The organism is Nocardia sp. X0981, assembly GCF_977089955.1.
The window spans coordinates 6179662-6193948 of record NZ_OZ372435.1 but is presented as its reverse complement, the minus strand read 5'-3'; the positions used below and the strand labels follow the sequence as shown (position 1 = coordinate 6193948).

The 14287-nt window shown below is 67.0% G+C and carries 14 protein-coding genes; 8 read left to right on the top strand and 6 right to left on the bottom strand.

What is annotated here, in order from left to right; all coding sequences use genetic code 11:
• Window positions 1-3: 3 nt before the first annotated feature.
• Genes ACYR7D_RS27510 through ACYR7D_RS27500 form a run of 3 tightly spaced genes read right to left on the bottom strand, consistent with a single transcriptional unit; the run spans window position 4 to window position 3577 of the window.
• Window positions 4-1257 (bottom strand): glycosyltransferase family 4 protein, encoded by a 1254-nt coding sequence (locus ACYR7D_RS27510; RefSeq protein ID WP_459547404.1) that lies wholly within the window; start codon window positions 1255-1257, stop codon window positions 4-6.
• A complete protein-coding gene (locus ACYR7D_RS27505; RefSeq protein WP_459550315.1) occupies window positions 1254-2780 on the bottom strand; it encodes a 1,4-alpha-glucan branching protein domain-containing protein in 1527 nt (508 codons plus the stop codon). Before ACYR7D_RS27505 ends, ACYR7D_RS27510 begins: the two co-directional genes overlap by 4 nt.
• A gap of 11 nt (window positions 2781-2791) precedes the next feature.
• On the bottom strand, window positions 2792-3577 hold the full coding sequence (locus ACYR7D_RS27500) for a class I SAM-dependent methyltransferase (RefSeq protein ID WP_459547403.1): 786 nt from the start codon (window positions 3575-3577) through the stop codon (window positions 2792-2794).
• 195 nt (window positions 3578-3772) lie between these two features.
• Here ACYR7D_RS27500 and ACYR7D_RS27495 point away from each other — a divergent pair, with 195 nt between their 5' ends.
• Both ACYR7D_RS27495 and ACYR7D_RS27490 read left to right on the top strand, forming a co-directional pair.
• Window positions 3773-4558, top strand: a complete 786-nt coding sequence (locus tag ACYR7D_RS27495; protein ID WP_459547402.1) for an electron transfer flavoprotein subunit beta/FixA family protein — start codon at window positions 3773-3775, stop codon at window positions 4556-4558.
• A gap of 42 nt (window positions 4559-4600) precedes the next feature.
• Window positions 4601-5557 carry an electron transfer flavoprotein subunit alpha/FixB family protein gene (locus ACYR7D_RS27490; RefSeq protein WP_459547401.1) on the top strand — a complete coding sequence of 319 codons (957 nt, stop codon included), beginning with the start codon at window positions 4601-4603 and terminating at the stop codon, window positions 5555-5557.
• Between the two features lie 132 nt (window positions 5558-5689).
• On the opposite strand, the gene ACYR7D_RS27485 is transcribed toward ACYR7D_RS27490, so the two are convergent.
• On the bottom strand, window positions 5690-6688 hold the full coding sequence (locus ACYR7D_RS27485) for a hypothetical protein (RefSeq protein ID WP_459547400.1): 999 nt from the start codon (window positions 6686-6688) through the stop codon (window positions 5690-5692).
• A 118-nt stretch (window positions 6689-6806) separates the two neighbouring features.
• Here ACYR7D_RS27485 and gdhA point away from each other — a divergent pair, with 118 nt between their 5' ends.
• The 3 genes from gdhA (at window position 6807) to ACYR7D_RS27470 (ending at window position 10118) form a co-directional block, all read left to right on the top strand.
• Window positions 6807-8156, top strand: coding sequence for an NADP-specific glutamate dehydrogenase (gdhA, locus tag ACYR7D_RS27480; protein WP_459547399.1), 1350 nt, complete (start codon window positions 6807-6809; stop codon window positions 8154-8156).
• 34 nt (window positions 8157-8190) lie between these two features.
• Window positions 8191-9156 carry an aldo/keto reductase gene (locus ACYR7D_RS27475; protein ID WP_459550314.1) on the top strand — a complete coding sequence of 322 codons (966 nt, stop codon included), beginning with the start codon at window positions 8191-8193 and terminating at the stop codon, window positions 9154-9156.
• Window positions 9157-9275: 119 nt separating this feature from the next.
• Window positions 9276-10118: an SDR family oxidoreductase gene (locus ACYR7D_RS27470; protein ID WP_459547398.1), complete on the top strand. Its 843-nt coding sequence runs from the start codon at window positions 9276-9278 to the stop codon at window positions 10116-10118.
• Between the two features lie 40 nt (window positions 10119-10158).
• On the opposite strand, the gene ACYR7D_RS27465 is transcribed toward ACYR7D_RS27470, so the two are convergent.
• Window positions 10159-10515, bottom strand: a complete 357-nt coding sequence (locus tag ACYR7D_RS27465; protein ID WP_459547397.1) for a DUF4288 domain-containing protein — start codon at window positions 10513-10515, stop codon at window positions 10159-10161.
• Between the two features lie 72 nt (window positions 10516-10587).
• Between ACYR7D_RS27465 and ACYR7D_RS27460 the strand changes: the two genes are divergently transcribed.
• Entirely contained in the window at window positions 10588-10911 is a 324-nt protein-coding gene (locus ACYR7D_RS27460; RefSeq protein ID WP_459547396.1) for a hypothetical protein, read from the top strand.
• A gap of 43 nt (window positions 10912-10954) precedes the next feature.
• Here ACYR7D_RS27460 and ACYR7D_RS27455 read toward each other — a convergent pair whose 3' ends face one another.
• Window positions 10955-11812, bottom strand: a complete 858-nt coding sequence (locus ACYR7D_RS27455) for a LysR family transcriptional regulator (RefSeq protein ID WP_459547395.1) — start codon at window positions 11810-11812, stop codon at window positions 10955-10957.
• A 111-nt stretch (window positions 11813-11923) separates the two neighbouring features.
• Between ACYR7D_RS27455 and ACYR7D_RS27450 the strand changes: the two genes are divergently transcribed.
• Window positions 11924-13228 (top strand): NAD(P)/FAD-dependent oxidoreductase, encoded by a 1305-nt coding sequence (locus ACYR7D_RS27450; protein WP_459547394.1) that lies wholly within the window; start codon window positions 11924-11926, stop codon window positions 13226-13228.
• Between the two features lie 229 nt (window positions 13229-13457).
• Window positions 13458-14285: a GNAT family N-acetyltransferase gene (locus tag ACYR7D_RS27445; protein WP_459547393.1), complete on the top strand. Its 828-nt coding sequence runs from the start codon at window positions 13458-13460 to the stop codon at window positions 14283-14285.
• The last annotated feature ends 2 nt before the right edge of the window (window positions 14286-14287 follow it).

The following is a 14287-nucleotide window of genomic DNA, read 5'->3' as shown; positions in this document are numbered from 1 at the left end:
GTTCTACTTCGGGTCCCGTTCCGGCAGCGGCCGTTCCACGATCACCGGCCGGCCGAGCGGATTGCGGACGCGGCGTTTGGCCGCCGAATACACCCCGGCGGTTTCCGCGGCCACCACATCCCAGGCGAAATCGGCGGTGAGCCGTTCGCGGGCGGCGAAGGCCCGGTCCTGAGCGGCGGCGGGGTCGTCGAGGACCGAGGTCACCGCTTCCACGAGGCCGTGCACATCGCCGGGTTCGAACGATGCCCCGGTGACCCCGTCGATTACCGCCTCACCGAGCCCGCCCGCCGTCGAGGTGACCAGCGGGGTCCCGGCCGCTGCCGCCTCCAGCGCGACGATGCCGAACGGTTCGTAGCGGCTCGGCAGCACGATGGCGTCCGCGCCGTGCAACCAGCCCAGCAGTTCCGCATGGTCCAGCTGACCCGCGAAATGCACCGCGCGGGCCACCCGGTGCGTCCGTGCCCGTTCCCGCAGGAATTCGAACTGGGTGCCGACCCCGGCGATGGTGAGGGTGGTGCCGGGGTGGGTGCGCCGGATCCGGGGCAGTGCCGCGATGGCGTCCTGGACACCCTTCTCGTACTCGAGCCGGCCCACATACAGCAGCCGGGGTGGACCACTGCGCGGTGACCGGGTGCGGAACGTCCAGGCGCCCACATCGATTCCGTTGCGGATGACCTGTACCGGTACCCGTTCGGGCCGGTAGAGGCGTTCCACTTCGTCCTGCATGGAAGCCGAGCAGGTGATCAACGCGTCCGATTCGTTGGCCAGCCACCATTCCACCGAATGCACCTGCCGGTTCACCCGGCCCGCGACCCAGCCGCTGTGCCGGCCGGCCTCGGTGGCGTGGATGGTCGATACCAGGGGGACGTCGTAGTACTCGGCCAGCGCGATCGCCGGATGAGCCACCAGCCAGTCGTGGGCATGCACCACATCGGGGGTCCAGCCCTCGCCGATACCGGGTTTGTCGAGTGCGATACCGGCGCGGACCATCGCATGCCCCATGGCCAGGGTCCAGGCGAGCATATCCTCGCCGAAATCGAACACCGGGGGGTCTTCGGCCACCGCCACCACGAGGACACCCTCGGCGACGAACGAATGGGTGGGATGGGTGGCCGGGTTCGTACCGGTGGGGCGCCGGGACAGCACCACCACCTCGTGACCGGCGGCGGCGAGCGAGGTAGCCAGGTGGTGGACATGCCTGCCCAGTCCTCCGACCACCACCGGGGGGTACTCCCACGACACCATCAAGATCTTCATCGCGGTCCTTCTGCTGCGGTGACGCGTAGCCTACGCGCGTCCAGGGCGGGAAACACCCGGTCGGCCCCCGCCCAGCCTGCTGCCAGCTCCCGCGCCCTGCCGAGCTGACCGGCTCCGACGGCACCCGCGATCTCCCGGACCGCGTGCGCGTGCTGGTGGGCGCGGTCGCGGGCGTAGCCGGCCGCGGAATCCTTGCTGACCATGAACGCCCAGTCGCTGGATACCGTCAGGATGGCCTCGCGTACCAATTGGTCGGCCACCGGATCCCGGCCCACCGGTGCGGTGGCACGCATCTTGGCGGCCGTGTCCAGGGCGAGGCGGACGATATCGTCGTTCAGTTCTACCAGGTCACGAACTGGATCTCCGGCCCAGACCCGCCAGTCCTTACCCGAGCCCCAGGAGGAATCGGACAGTGGTACGGGGTCGCCGACGAAACCCCGGTCGCGCGCGTCGGCCAGGGTGCCGACGGTGATCCCGGCTTCCGGTAGCGCCCGCAGCACCTGGGCCAGCCATTGCGGCCCCTCGTGCCACCAGTGGCCGTACAGTTCGGTGTCGAAGGCCGCGACCACCAGCGCGGGGCGCCCGATCCGTTCGGATTCGGTGATGAGCCGCTCCCGGACCGTGGCCACGAAATCGTCGACGTCCCGGCCGACCTGGGCCGCGGCGAGGTCGGGGTCGTAGGGTGCCTTGTCCGGCCCGGCCACCGTCTTACCGGTGACCCGGGCGGGTTTGAGCCCGGTCGCGTGGTCGTAGTGGTGGAAATCCCGGTAGGCGCCGTGACCCGGATACCCGGATTTCGGCGACCACACCCGATAGCTGACCGTGAGATCGCGCCCGAACGCCAGCACCGCGGAGTCACGGACCGGGCGGCCCAGGCTCGTATCACCGCGCAGCGCCGGCCCGTCGACCATGAAATGCGTCACACCGGCGTCGGCGTAGCCGTTTTCCATACCGGGGGTGAACCCGCATTCGGGTGCCCAGATCCCCGCCGGGGTGTGCCCCCAGCGCAGCCGGGCGTCGACCAGGCCCTCGCGTAACTGGAAGTCCCGCAGCCGCTCGTCCAGTAGCGGCTGGAACGGATGGGCCAGCGGGCCGCCGAGCAGTTCGATGGCCTCGGCGTCGAGCAGTTCCCGCCATACCGGCGCGGCGCCGTGCCGCCAGTTCTGCTCGAACTCGGCCAGAGCCGCCGCGGCGAGCCGGTGTTCGTGCCGTCCCAGCGTGCGATTTCCGGCCATCGCCGCCTCGTCCGCCCGCAACTGCCAGTTACCCAGCCAGTGATGCATTCCGGCCAGACAGTGCGGATCGTCGAGTTGCGCCGCGAGGACCGGGGTTATCCCGAGGGTCAGCAGATGTGTCCGTCCCTCGGCCGCCAGGGTGCGCAGCACCTCGACCACGGGCAGGTAGGAGGCGGCCCAGGACTGGTAGAGCCATTCCTCTCCGACGGGCCAGCGGCCGTGATGGGCGAGCCAGGGCAGATGCGAGTGCAGGACGAGGGTGAACTGACCGGGTACCGCGGCGCCGATTTTCTTGCCGCTCAAGGTTTCACCGCGATGGCCACGAGATCGAGGCTGGTATCGATGTCTTCGGTTGTCAGGGCGAAATCGTCGACGGTGACCGCGGCGACATCGGCGGTGAGTTCGGGTGGCCACGGCTCACCGGCCAGAGCGCGCTCGATCTGCGCGTCGATGAACGAACCGCCGTGTGCGGCGTCCAGTGCCCGTAGTCCGGGACCATGGTGCACGCCGGTCATGAGATCCACTCGGAAACCGGCTTCTTCGAGGAGTTCGGTCAGTTCGGCCGCGTTCAATTCGCGGGTGTGGAAGGGGTTCAGCGGTGTATCGCGGCCGGGCGAGAAGGTGATCCGGTTCGGGGTGCTGATGAGCAGTTCACCGCCGGGGCGCAGGACGCGCAGACACTCCCGGAGGAATTCGGCCTGATCCCAGAGGTGTTCGATCACTTGGAAATTCACCACGGTGTCCACCGCCTCACCGGGAAGCGGCAGCGCGACGAGGTTGCCGCGGATCATCCGCACTCGCGGATAGCGTGCGCGGACGTGTGCCGCCGCGCCGCGGTCGTAGTCCAATCCGACCACTGCCGCCGCGACGCCGGCGATCATATCGGCGCCGTATCCCTCGCCCGAGCCCGCCTCGAGGACCGTTTTGCCCGAGCAGCGGGGCAGCAGCCGGTCGTAGACGATCTCGTGCCGGCGGAACCAGTAGTTCTCCTCCGCGATGCCCGGCACCGTCCGCTCGCCCGTCAGTGGCAGCGGCTCCGGTGTGTCTTCGATGGCCGGTGCGGCGGGAATCACAGCCTCGCTCATTGCGACGAGGTTACTGGTACGGCGCGGTACAGGGGACGGCCGGTGGCCCCTCCGGGCGGTCCGGCTGGTAAGTTACCCACGGGTAACTTAACGTAGGGTAATGTCTCGGCCTGAGCTACTCATCGGGACGTACGGCCGCTGGAGATCGTGCGACCGCCAATACAGGTAACCAGAACAGGAGGTCGACGAAGACCGATGCCGAATATCGTCGTACTCATCAAGCAGGTGCCCGATACCTGGTCCGAGCGCAAGCTGACCGATGGTGACTTCACCCTCGACCGTGAAGCCGCCGACGCGGTGCTCGACGAGATCAACGAGCGCGCCGTCGAGGAAGCCCTCCTGATCAAGGAGGCGCAGGGCGGTGAGGTCACCGTACTGGCCGCCGGCCCGGATCGCGCCACCGAAGCCATCCGCAAAGCGCTGTCCATGGGCGCCGACAAGGCCATCCACATCAACGATCCGGCCATCCACGGCTCGGACGCGGTGCAGACCGCGTACGTACTGGCCGCGGCGCTCGGCCAGGTCGAGGGCGTGGAGCTGGTCATCGCCGGTAACGAGGCGACCGACGGCCGTGTGGGCGCGGTGCCCGCGATCATCGCCGAGTACCTGGGCCTGCCGCAGCTGACCCACCTGCGCAAGCTCACCGTCGACGGCGACAAGATCACCGGCGAACGGGAGACCGACGAGGGCGTGTTCAAGCTGGAGGCCACCCTGCCCGCCATCGTCAGCGTGAACGAGAAGATCAACGAGCCGCGCTTCCCGTCCTTCAAGGGCATCATGGCCGCCAAGAAGAAGGAAGTGCAGACCCTCACCCTCGCCGACCTGGGCGTGGAAGCGGATACCGTCGGTGTCGAGAACGCGGGCTCCAAGGTCACCGCGGCGACCCCGAAGCCGCCGCGCACGGCGGGCGAGAAGATCGCCGACGAGGGCGACGGCGGCACCAAGATCGCCCAGTACCTGGTCGGCCAGAAGATCATCTGATCCGGGCCCGCCGCACACGGACTTTTTCAGGAGAGAAGAGACATGGCTGAAGTACTCGTGCTGGTCGAGCACGCCGAGGGTGCCCCGAAGAAGGTCACCACCGAACTGATCACCGCCGCCCGCGCGCTGGGCGAGCCCGCCGCCGTCGTGGTCGCCGCTCCCGGCACCGCCGACAAACTGGCCGATTCGCTGACCGCGGCCGGTGCCGAGAAGATCTACGTCGCCGAGTCCGACGACGCGGAAAGCTTCCTCGTCACCCCCAAGGTCGATGTGCTGGCCGCGCTTTCGGAGCAGGCCGCTCCGGCCGCGATCCTCACCGCCGCCAGCGCCGAGGGCAAAGAGGTGTCCGGCCGGCTGGCCGCGCGCATCGGTTCCGGCCTGCTGACCGATGTGGTCGCGATCAACTCCGACGGCTCCGCGGTGCACTCCATCTTCGGTGGCGCCTTCACCGTCGATGCCCAGGCCACCGGTGATGTGCCGGTGATCTCGGTCCGGCCGGGCGCCGTCGAGGCGGCCCCGCAGGCCGGTGCCGGTGAGAAGGTGACCGTCGAGGTGCCCGCGCAGGAAGAGGGCGTCGTCAAGATCACCTCGCGCGAGCCGATCGTGGGCGGTGACCGTCCGGAACTCACCGAGGCGAGCATCGTCGTCTCCGGTGGCCGCGGTGTCGGCTCGGCCGACAACTTCTCCGTGGTGGAGGCGCTGGCCGATTCGCTCGGCGCGGCCGTGGGTGCTTCCCGCGCCGCGGTCGACTCGGGTTACTACCCGGGCCAGTTCCAGGTCGGCCAGACCGGTAAGACCGTATCCCCGCAGCTGTACGTGGCCCTCGGTATCTCGGGCGCCATCCAGCACCGGGCCGGTATGCAGACCTCGAAGACCATCGTCGCGGTCAACAAGGACGAAGAGGCGCCGATCTTCGAGATCGCCGACTACGGCATCGTCGGCGACCTGTTCAATGTCGCCCCGCAGCTGACCGAAGAGGTCAAGAAGCACAAGGGCTGAGCTCCCGCGGTCTCGCCGCGAAAAGCTCAGGAGCGTGCCCGGCCGACCGGCCGGGCACGCTCGCCTACGAGCCCGGGCCGGCCCGCACCCGACGCTCGGCCGGGTCGCCTGCCGGAGCGGGTACGGGCACAGTCAATTCGGTGGGTCCGGAGGCTTATCGGCGTCGGGGCCGGCGGGTTCGTAGCCGTCGCTGCCCGTCGAATCCGGTGGAAGCTCTTTCGGCTTCTCCTCTCGGACGCCCGCTTCCGGGCCCATCACAGACCCGTCGGGGAGGTTCGGAACTCCCGTGTTTCCGTTCTCCACCACCGACGGCCCGTGGGAATCGGCATAGTTCTCGTCCCAATGCGCTTTGTATTCGGACCGGTAATGCGCGTAGGGATCCCTGCTCAGCACATCCGCCAGCCGGTCCCGAGCCTTGTCGTGCGAGAGCTCGCCGGCGAGCTCCAGCTCGTAGATGTCGATGGTTTCATCGCTGATATTCCCGATATCGGGCCCGCCCCGGTCCAGGATTTCCCGCCGGACCTTGGCGGTGACCAGCCCGCTCTCGGCTTCGGCGAGATAAGCCGTACGCATATTCCGTTCGAGCCACGGGCCGTACTTCTCACCCGGTATCGGCGGATCGGTGACCTTCTCGAAGGCGCCCGGATACGCGTGGCCCACCTCGTGAGCCAGCACCGCGGTGGACCACAACGGATCGTCTTTCAGGTCGTTGTCGATGATGATCTTCTTGGTGGTGCCGCCTATGGTCTCCCCGACGTATCGGCTGTCGCCGTATCCGATCCGCCATCCCGTGGCCTGCAATCTATGGAGATGTTCGCGGAGGAAAGGGGACATCTCGGTATATTCCAGCACGGTCGAATCGAGACCGGATTCGATATCCGGGCCGGAGTTGCTGTTCTGGATCTGTACCAGTGCCAGGCCTCCCAGCCCGCCCACCACCACGGACCGCCTCAACAGGCCGTCGGCTCTGCGGCTCGCCGCGTTCAGCCGATTCGCCCCCGCGACCGCCCCCGAGGAGAAGCGGCGGTAGGTGTTCGCGGTCCCCCTCGACGCGGAGCTGAGGAGTATCGACGACCGCGCCGCCGCTTTACGCGCGGCCGCGGTGACGGCCCGGGAAATGGGTGCCTGCATACGCGGCCTCCTCCCCGAGCTTCCATGGCATGCTCAACGATCTCATACTCCACCGAACAGAGTCGGTGATCGAGTGTGTAGCGGACCGGGTGGACCCCGCAGGGGATAGGGTCGAGCTATGCCCCAGCTACACGAGAAGCTGCAAGACATCTACACGGAGGTCTTACAGCGCAATCCCGGCGAAATCGAGTTCCATCAGGCCGTACGCGAGGTCATGGACAGCCTGGGACCGGTGGTGGACAAACATCCGGCCTATGCCGACGCCGCGGTGCTGCGCCGGCTGTGCGAACCGGAACGGCAGATCATCTTCCGGGTGCCGTGGGTCGACGACGCCGGCCGCGTACAGATCAACCGGGGATTCCGGGTGGAGTTCAACTCCGCGCTCGGGCCGTACAAGGGCGGGCTGCGTTTCCACCCCAGCGTGTACCTCGGCATCGTCAAATTCCTGGGTTTCGAGCAAACGTTCAAGAACTCGCTGACCGGTATGCCCATCGGTGGTGGCAAGGGCGGCTCCGATTTCGACCCCAAGGGCCGGTCCGAGGGCGAGGTGATGCGCTTCTGCCAGGCGTTCATGACCGAGCTCTATCGGCATATCGGCGAATACACCGATGTGCCGGCCGGTGACATAGGTGTCGGCGGCCGCGAGATCGGCTACCTGTTCGGCCAGTACAAACGCATCACCAATCGCTTCGAATCCGGTGTGCTCACCGGGAAGGGCCTCGCCTGGGGCGGGTCGCGGGTCCGGACCGAAGCCACCGGGTACGGGGCCGTGTACTTCGTCGACGAAATGCTGCGGGTTCGCGGTGACAGTTTCGAAGGCAAGAAGGTCGTCGTTTCCGGATCCGGAAACGTCGCGATCTACGCGATCGAGAAGGTCGAACAGCTCGGCGGCGCGGTTATCGCCTGCTCCGATTCCGGCGGCTATATCGTCGACGAGAAAGGTATCGACCTCCAGCTGCTCAAGGACATCAAGGAACGGCGCCGCGCCCGGGTTTCCTGTTACGCCGACGAACGCGGGGGTTCCGCCCGTTTCATCGAGACGGGGTCGGTCTGGGATGTGCCCTGCGATATCGCGCTGCCCTGCGCCACCCAGAACGAACTCGATGCCGCCGCTGCCGGCACCTTGGCCGGGAACGGGTGCAGGATAGTCGCCGAAGGTGCGAATATGCCGTGCACGCCCGGAGCCGTGCGGTCGTTCGCCGAGGCCGGTGTCCTCTTCGCGCCGGGTAAGGCGGCCAATGCGGGGGGTGTGGCGACCAGCGCGCTGGAAATGCAGCAGAACGCCTCGCGTGACTCGTGGACATTCGAGCACACCGAGGAACGGCTCGCCGAGATCATGCGCAGCGTGCACGACCGCTGCCTCGAAACCGCCGACGAATACGGATCACCCGGTGACTATGTCACCGGCGCGAATATCGCCGGTTTCATCCAGGTCGCGGACGCGATGCTCGCACTCGGTGTGATCTGACCCCTTCGGCGGATGCTGTCAGACTGGCAGCGTGATGCGATACCGGCTTTTCGGACGGACCGGGTTACGGGTGTCGGAATTCGTACTGGGCACCATGGCTATCGGTGACAAGGACGAGTACCGGCGGATCCTGGAGGTTTTCGCGGCGGCGGGCGGAAACTTCCTCGATACCGCTTCGGCGTACGGGGCGAGTGAGGAAATGCTGGGGGAGGTGCTCGCCGACCGGGACCGGTTCGTGATCGGCACCAAATACACGCTGACCCGCGACCCGGCCGATCCGAATGCCGCGGGTAACCAGCGTAAGAACCTGATCGGCTCACTGGAGCGGAGCCTGCGGCGCCTGCGCACCGACTACATCGATGTGTACTGGGTGCACGTCTGGGACCGCCACACTCCCGTGGAGGAGACGATGCGGGCCCTCGACGATGCGGTCCGGGCGGGGAAGGTGTTGCACATCGGTATATCGGATGCGCCGGCCTGGGTGGTGGCCCAGGCCAATACGCTGGCGCAGCATCGGGGTTGGACACCGTTCTCCGGTCTACAGGTGCCCTACAACCTGCTGCAGCGCGATATCGAGCGGGAACTGTTGCCGATGGCCGAGGCATTCGGGATCAGTGTGACGGTTTGGGCGCCGATGGCCCAGGGCAGGCTCGCCGGGGCCGCGGGCCGGCGCGCGGACCCGACGGCGTTCGATGCCGCCGAACGCGCGGCCGCGACCGCGGTCGCCGAGGTGGCCGGCGAGCTCGGGATCACACCGGCGCAGGTCGCGATCGCGTGGACCCGGCATCGGTCGCGGGCCGTCCTGCCGATCATCGGCGTGAGCAGTACCGAACAACTCCGGGCGAATCTCGCCGCGGCAGCAGTGGTGTTGCCCGCCGAGGCGATTGCCTCGCTCGAGGCCGCGGCTCCGTTCGACCCGGGGTTCCCCGCGGAATTCGTCGCGCAATGCGATACCTCACCGCAGGTGTACGGCGCGGCCGTGGACCGGGTCGACACGTAACCGAACCACGCCCGGTGCGGAGTGGAAATCGGCCCGGAGACCGATGCGGCCGGCGGATCGGCGCCGGGAAGATGGGATTGTCGCCTGCCGCCGGGTGGGTGAGGAGAAAGGGAGGATTCATGAAACCGGAAGCCGGGCAGGTCGCCGTGATCACCGGTGCCGCGAACGGTATCGGTAAGGCCCTCGCGGCGGCACTGATCGAGCGCGGCCTGCGGGTGGCGCTGGCCGATATCGACGCGGACACTCTGGCGGCGACTGCGGCCGAACTCGGCGACCTGGCGATCGCCGTGCCCACCGATGTGGCCGATCTCGATCAGATGCGGGCGCTGGCCGACCGGACCCTGGCCGAATTCGGCCGGGTCGACCTGGTTTTCAACAACGCGGGAATGGGCGCCGGCGGACCGGTGTGGGGTATCGCGCCCGCGGACTGGAATCGTGTCTGGGCGGTGAACGTCGGCGGTGTGGTCAACGGCATCCACGTCTTCACTCCGCATCTCGTCTCCGCCGGCCGCGGCCATATCGTGAACACCGCGTCCCTGGCCGGTTTGACCGCCGGTCCGTTCAACGCGCCCTACGGGGCGAGTAAGAGTGCGATCATCTCGATTTCCGAATCACTGCGTACCGAACTGGATCTGACCGCGCCGGGCGTGGGGGTCACAGTGATATGCCCGGGTCCGGTGGATACCCGGATGCTGAGTGGTTTGGTCGACGCCGCGGCCCGGTTCGACGCGGCGAAGCCGGAATCGGAGGTGTTCCCGCCGGAGATCAGGGCGAAGCTCGCGCCGATGATGGAGGCCATCACCGAGATGGCGCGGGAAACGCTGCCCGCCGAGCGTGCGGCCGAGATCATCATCGCCGCCGTCGAGGCCGGGAAGTTGTACGAAACCACCCATCCGGGTATGGCGGTGGCGGCACGGGACCGGATGAACACCATCCTGGAATCCTTCGGCACTCCCACTTGAACCCCGCGGTCATCCGAAGCCGAGTAGCTCGAACTTCCGGCTATTCGAAGGGATCTTTTCCCCCGCGGAACATCTCGAACGACTCGTAATCTTCGATTCGGGCGAAGTGCCGGGAGTACAGGTCGACTGTGGGGCCGGAATCCAGGGGTTCCAGTGCCTCGTTCACGTCGATCACGGCATGGAGCTCGACGTAGCTGCCGTCCGGGAACTGCGCCACTTCCCGGGCGGCGTGTTCCTCGGCGGAGACCCTCGCCTGCTCCGGATCTGCTGCCCGGATCAGGACGAAATCCTCGCGGTAGTACACACCCAGACCACCCGGTTTCCCTATCTCGTAGACGAGGAGGGCGAGGTAGGGCGTTCCGCCGGCCGCGGATCCGTCGATCGGTGCATCGGTCACGTGATGATTGTCTCCGGCGCCCGGATCGCGGTGACCGCGCAACCCGGTGCGTGAACGGAAGATACTGGGGATATGTCATCTCGCGAAGCACAGCTCGTACCGGAGTGGAAGCAGACCGCAAACCCCCGGTTCCCGCTGGCCGCCGAGATGGAGGGGGCCTGGTGGGTGTTACGGATGAACTCCTTCCCCGATCACTGCATGTGGACCTTGTTCGTGGATGGTGCCGTTCGCTACGACCTCGAGGAAATACCGGCTGCCTGGGGGAGGCCGAGGGTGGGCTCGGCGCCGATGCTGGCTCCCGCGATCGCGGCGGCCGTGCTCGCGCCGATAGCGCATCTGGTGGTCTACGGCAGTGAGGTGGGGCAACCGTGTGACGATCCGTTCTGCTGCGGCTGAGCCGATCCGGTGAGTATCCCTCGCCGTCCCGGGGCGCCGGGCACTAGTTCTCGCGCAGTCCGTCCAAGAGGGTGGTGAGGATCGGGGTGCGCCGGGTATCGGCGCGCAGGACGGCGGAAACCGGGATGCGGAGCCGGTGGTCGGCGAGGGTGAGGGTGGCGATACCCTCCGTCGAACTGTTGGCGTACAGCACCGTCCACGCGTCGGGGTGGTTGATCAGTTCCATGGTGGCCGTGTGATCGGGAGGGATGGGGGGCCCGTAGGTGGGACCGGTGGGGAGATCGGCGAAGGCCGCGCGGATCACGTTGTGGATGAGGACCTGTTCGGACTCCGGGGGCAGTAGCAGCGGATAGGCGCTCAGTTCGGGGAGGGTGACGTCGGTGCGGCCGGCGAGGGGATGCGCGGGGGCGGTGGCGAGGGTGAGGTCTTCCACCCATAGTTGTTCCACGATCAGGCCCGCCTGCTGCACGCTGCCGCGGATCAGGGCGAGATCGCAATCGCCGTCGGACACCGCCGCGACTCGTTGCCGGAAGGGTTTGATCACGAATTCGATCTCCGCACCCGGGTGTGCCTCGCGGGCGCCGGCGATGGCCGACAGCGATCGGGTAGCGAAGGACATATTCGCGGTGAGCCGGATCCGGGGACCGGTGGTGCGAATGGAAGCTCGAATGGCCGATTCCAGACCTAGCATTTGCTTTGCTAGCGGTAGTAACCTTGTGCTCGCGTCGGTGGGGACGACCGATCGAGTGGAGCGTTCGAAGAGCTGGACGCCGAGGTCGTGCTCGAGCCGGGCGATCTGATGACTGATCGCCGATTGTGAGATGAAGCATCGGGCCGCCGCCCGGCTGAAACTGAGCTCCTCGCACACCGCGACGAAGTACGTGAGCTGGCGAAGTTCCATCCCCGCCTCCATTCATGACCAGACCAGATAAGAGTCATCTCAATTATGCGCCCTGAACCTTGAAATATCTTCCTTCCCGATGACGGTTCCTCATGAGTGAAGGAGGATGTCATGCACAACGTCAGTGAGATCGGCGCCGGAGTGGAATACGCGGATGTCGTGATCATCGGTTCGGGGTTCGGCGGTCTCGCCGCGGCCAAGCAGTTGGCCAAGGCGGGTGTCGACTATGTCCTTGTTTCGAGCACGCCGGAACACCTGTTCCAGCCGCTGCTGTACCAGGTCGCCACCGGGGTGTTGGCGTCCGAGGAGATCGCACCCCCGATCGCGAATATCCTGCGACGTCACGAGGAAGCGGACGTCCGGCTCGGGCAGGTGACAGCGATCGAACCCGACGCCGCGATCCTGACCTACGAAACCCCCGAGGGCACCCGGCGGATCCGCTACGGTTCGCTGATCGCGGCGACCGGGGCGAGCCAGTCGTATTTCGGCCGGGACGATTTCGCCGAGAAGACTTATTCACTGAAAACCATCGACGACGCCAAGCTGCTCCGGGCGCAGATCGAACGGGTCTTCCGCGAAGCCTCGGGGGCCGACGAGGAAACCCGCCGGCGGCTGCTGTCGTTCGTGGTGGTCGGCGCCGGCGCGACCGGTGTCGAAGTCGCGGGACAGCTGAAAGAACTGGCCGAGCGTCACTTCCACCAGGAAGTCACGGTGACCCTGGTCGAGGGCGCGGGCGCGGTGTTGCCGCCGTTCGGCGGCGGGCTCTCGGAATACGCGAAGAAATCGCTCACCCGCAGCGGTGTCGAGGTACTGCTGAACACGTTCGTCACCGATATCGAAGACGGGCAGGTCACCGTCAAGGACAAAGACGGACAGCAGCGGCGGATCGAGGCCGAGACCATCGTCTGGTCGGCCGGTGTGCAGGCCGGTGGGTTCGCGAAATTGCTGGCCGAGGCCACCGGTTGCGAAACCGATCGCGCCGGCCGGCTGTTGATCAACCCCGACCTCACCGTCGGCGGCTACGCCGATATCTACGCTGTCGGCGATATGACCTCGCTCAACGGCTACCCGGGGCAGTCGCCGGTCGCCATGCAGGAGGGTCGCCACGCCGCCGATATCATCAGCCGCGCCAAACACCCCGGTACCCCGTTCGTGTACTGGGACAAGGGCAGTATGGCCGTGATCAGCCGGTTCAGCGCGGTCACGAAACTGAACGAGCGCATCACCTTCCGCGGGTTCATCGCCTGGCTCATGTGGCTGGCGGTGCACCTGTTCTATCTGGTGGGCTTCCGGAACCGGTTCGCCGCGGTCCTGTCGTGGCTGGTGGCGTTCATCGGGACCGGCCGTCCCGGATTCCAGGAAGTGGATCAGGAGCGGCGCGACCGGGTCAGGGAACCCGAGCGTTTCGTCGCGTAGCCTCCGGTGGGCGGGACGAATCCGCCTGTCCTCGGCGCACCGTCCGGACGATCGCGCGAATTCGATAACGATTCCGGCCCGACTCCAGGGCCGGAATCGCCGTCCGGGCCAACGGGTGGGAACCCCGGAGTGAACAACCGGTATGACCTACGTCTCGTTAACCGAACCGGCATACCGGCGACACGTCACGGACGCTCCGGCGCAGTGTACGGGTGGCCTCCTTAGCTCTATGGCTACTACGTCCGTGCTGACGGCTCCGGCTCGCCCGGCCGGCGGCGAGGATCACCGGTCCCGTTACACATTGCTCGTCTCCTCCGATACCGACCATCGGCGCGCGGCCCAGCGGTTGCGCTACCACGTTTTCGCCAACGAACCAGGCTTCCGGATCCCCGACGACGGCACGGGTGCGGACGCGGACGATTTCGACGAACACTGCGATCACCTGCTGGTCCGCGACGAACTCTCCGGCGATTTCGTCGGCTGCTACCGGATGCTGGCACCGGACCGGGTATCCGCCGCGGGCGGGTACTACACGGCCACCGAATTCGATCTCACCCCCCTCGATCCCGTGGGTATGCGGATCGTGGAGATGGGCCGGGCGTGCGTGGTCCCCGAGCACCGCAACGGGTCGGTGCTCACTCTCATGTGGGCGGGAATTCTGCACTACATCCAACTCGCCGGTTACGACCGGGTGATGGGCTGTGCCTCGGTACCGATGCGCAGTACTCCCGGCGAACCGGCCGGAGTCAATGTCCGCGGCGTACGCGATTTCCTACTGGGTAAGCACGCCTGCGCACCGGACCGGCGAGTCCGGCCCTATCGTCCCGTGGTGGTCGATGGTGTGCCGCTCGACGATCTGCCCGCCCCCGCCCGGCCCAAGCTGCCGCCGCTGCTGAACGGGTACCTGCGCCTGGGTGCGGAAATCTGCGGGGAACCCGCGCACGACCCGGATTTCGCGGTGGCCGATTTCGTGGTGCTCCTGGGTCTGGACACCGTCAACACCCGGTATCTGGAACGGTTACGCGGCGCTACCGCGAATTTCGACGGTGGGCGGTGAGC

What these genes read in the sequence shown, in the direction of transcription:
- ACYR7D_RS27510 (WP_459547404.1), bottom strand. Translation starts at nt 1,257, where the DNA reads ATGAAGATCTTGATGGTGTCGTGGGAGTACCCCCCGGTGGTGGTCGGA.
- ACYR7D_RS27500 (WP_459547403.1), bottom strand. Translation starts at nt 3,577, where the DNA reads ATGAGCGAGGCTGTGATTCCCGCCGCACCGGCCATCGAAGACACACCG.
- ACYR7D_RS27495 (WP_459547402.1), top strand. Translation starts at nt 3,773, where the DNA reads ATGCCGAATATCGTCGTACTCATCAAGCAGGTGCCCGATACCTGGTCC.
- ACYR7D_RS27490 (WP_459547401.1), top strand. Translation starts at nt 4,601, where the DNA reads ATGGCTGAAGTACTCGTGCTGGTCGAGCACGCCGAGGGTGCCCCGAAG.
- ACYR7D_RS27485 (WP_459547400.1), bottom strand. Translation starts at nt 6,688, where the DNA reads ATGCAGGCACCCATTTCCCGGGCCGTCACCGCGGCCGCGCGTAAAGCG.
- gdhA (WP_459547399.1), top strand. Translation starts at nt 6,807, where the DNA reads ATGCCCCAGCTACACGAGAAGCTGCAAGACATCTACACGGAGGTCTTA.
- ACYR7D_RS27475 (WP_459550314.1), top strand. Translation starts at nt 8,191, where the DNA reads ATGCGATACCGGCTTTTCGGACGGACCGGGTTACGGGTGTCGGAATTC.
- ACYR7D_RS27470 (WP_459547398.1), top strand. Translation starts at nt 9,276, where the DNA reads ATGAAACCGGAAGCCGGGCAGGTCGCCGTGATCACCGGTGCCGCGAAC.
- ACYR7D_RS27460 (WP_459547396.1), top strand. Translation starts at nt 10,588, where the DNA reads ATGTCATCTCGCGAAGCACAGCTCGTACCGGAGTGGAAGCAGACCGCA.
- ACYR7D_RS27455 (WP_459547395.1), bottom strand. Translation starts at nt 11,812, where the DNA reads ATGGAACTTCGCCAGCTCACGTACTTCGTCGCGGTGTGCGAGGAGCTC.
- ACYR7D_RS27450 (WP_459547394.1), top strand. Translation starts at nt 11,924, where the DNA reads ATGCACAACGTCAGTGAGATCGGCGCCGGAGTGGAATACGCGGATGTC.
- ACYR7D_RS27445 (WP_459547393.1), top strand. Translation starts at nt 13,458, where the DNA reads ATGGCTACTACGTCCGTGCTGACGGCTCCGGCTCGCCCGGCCGGCGGC.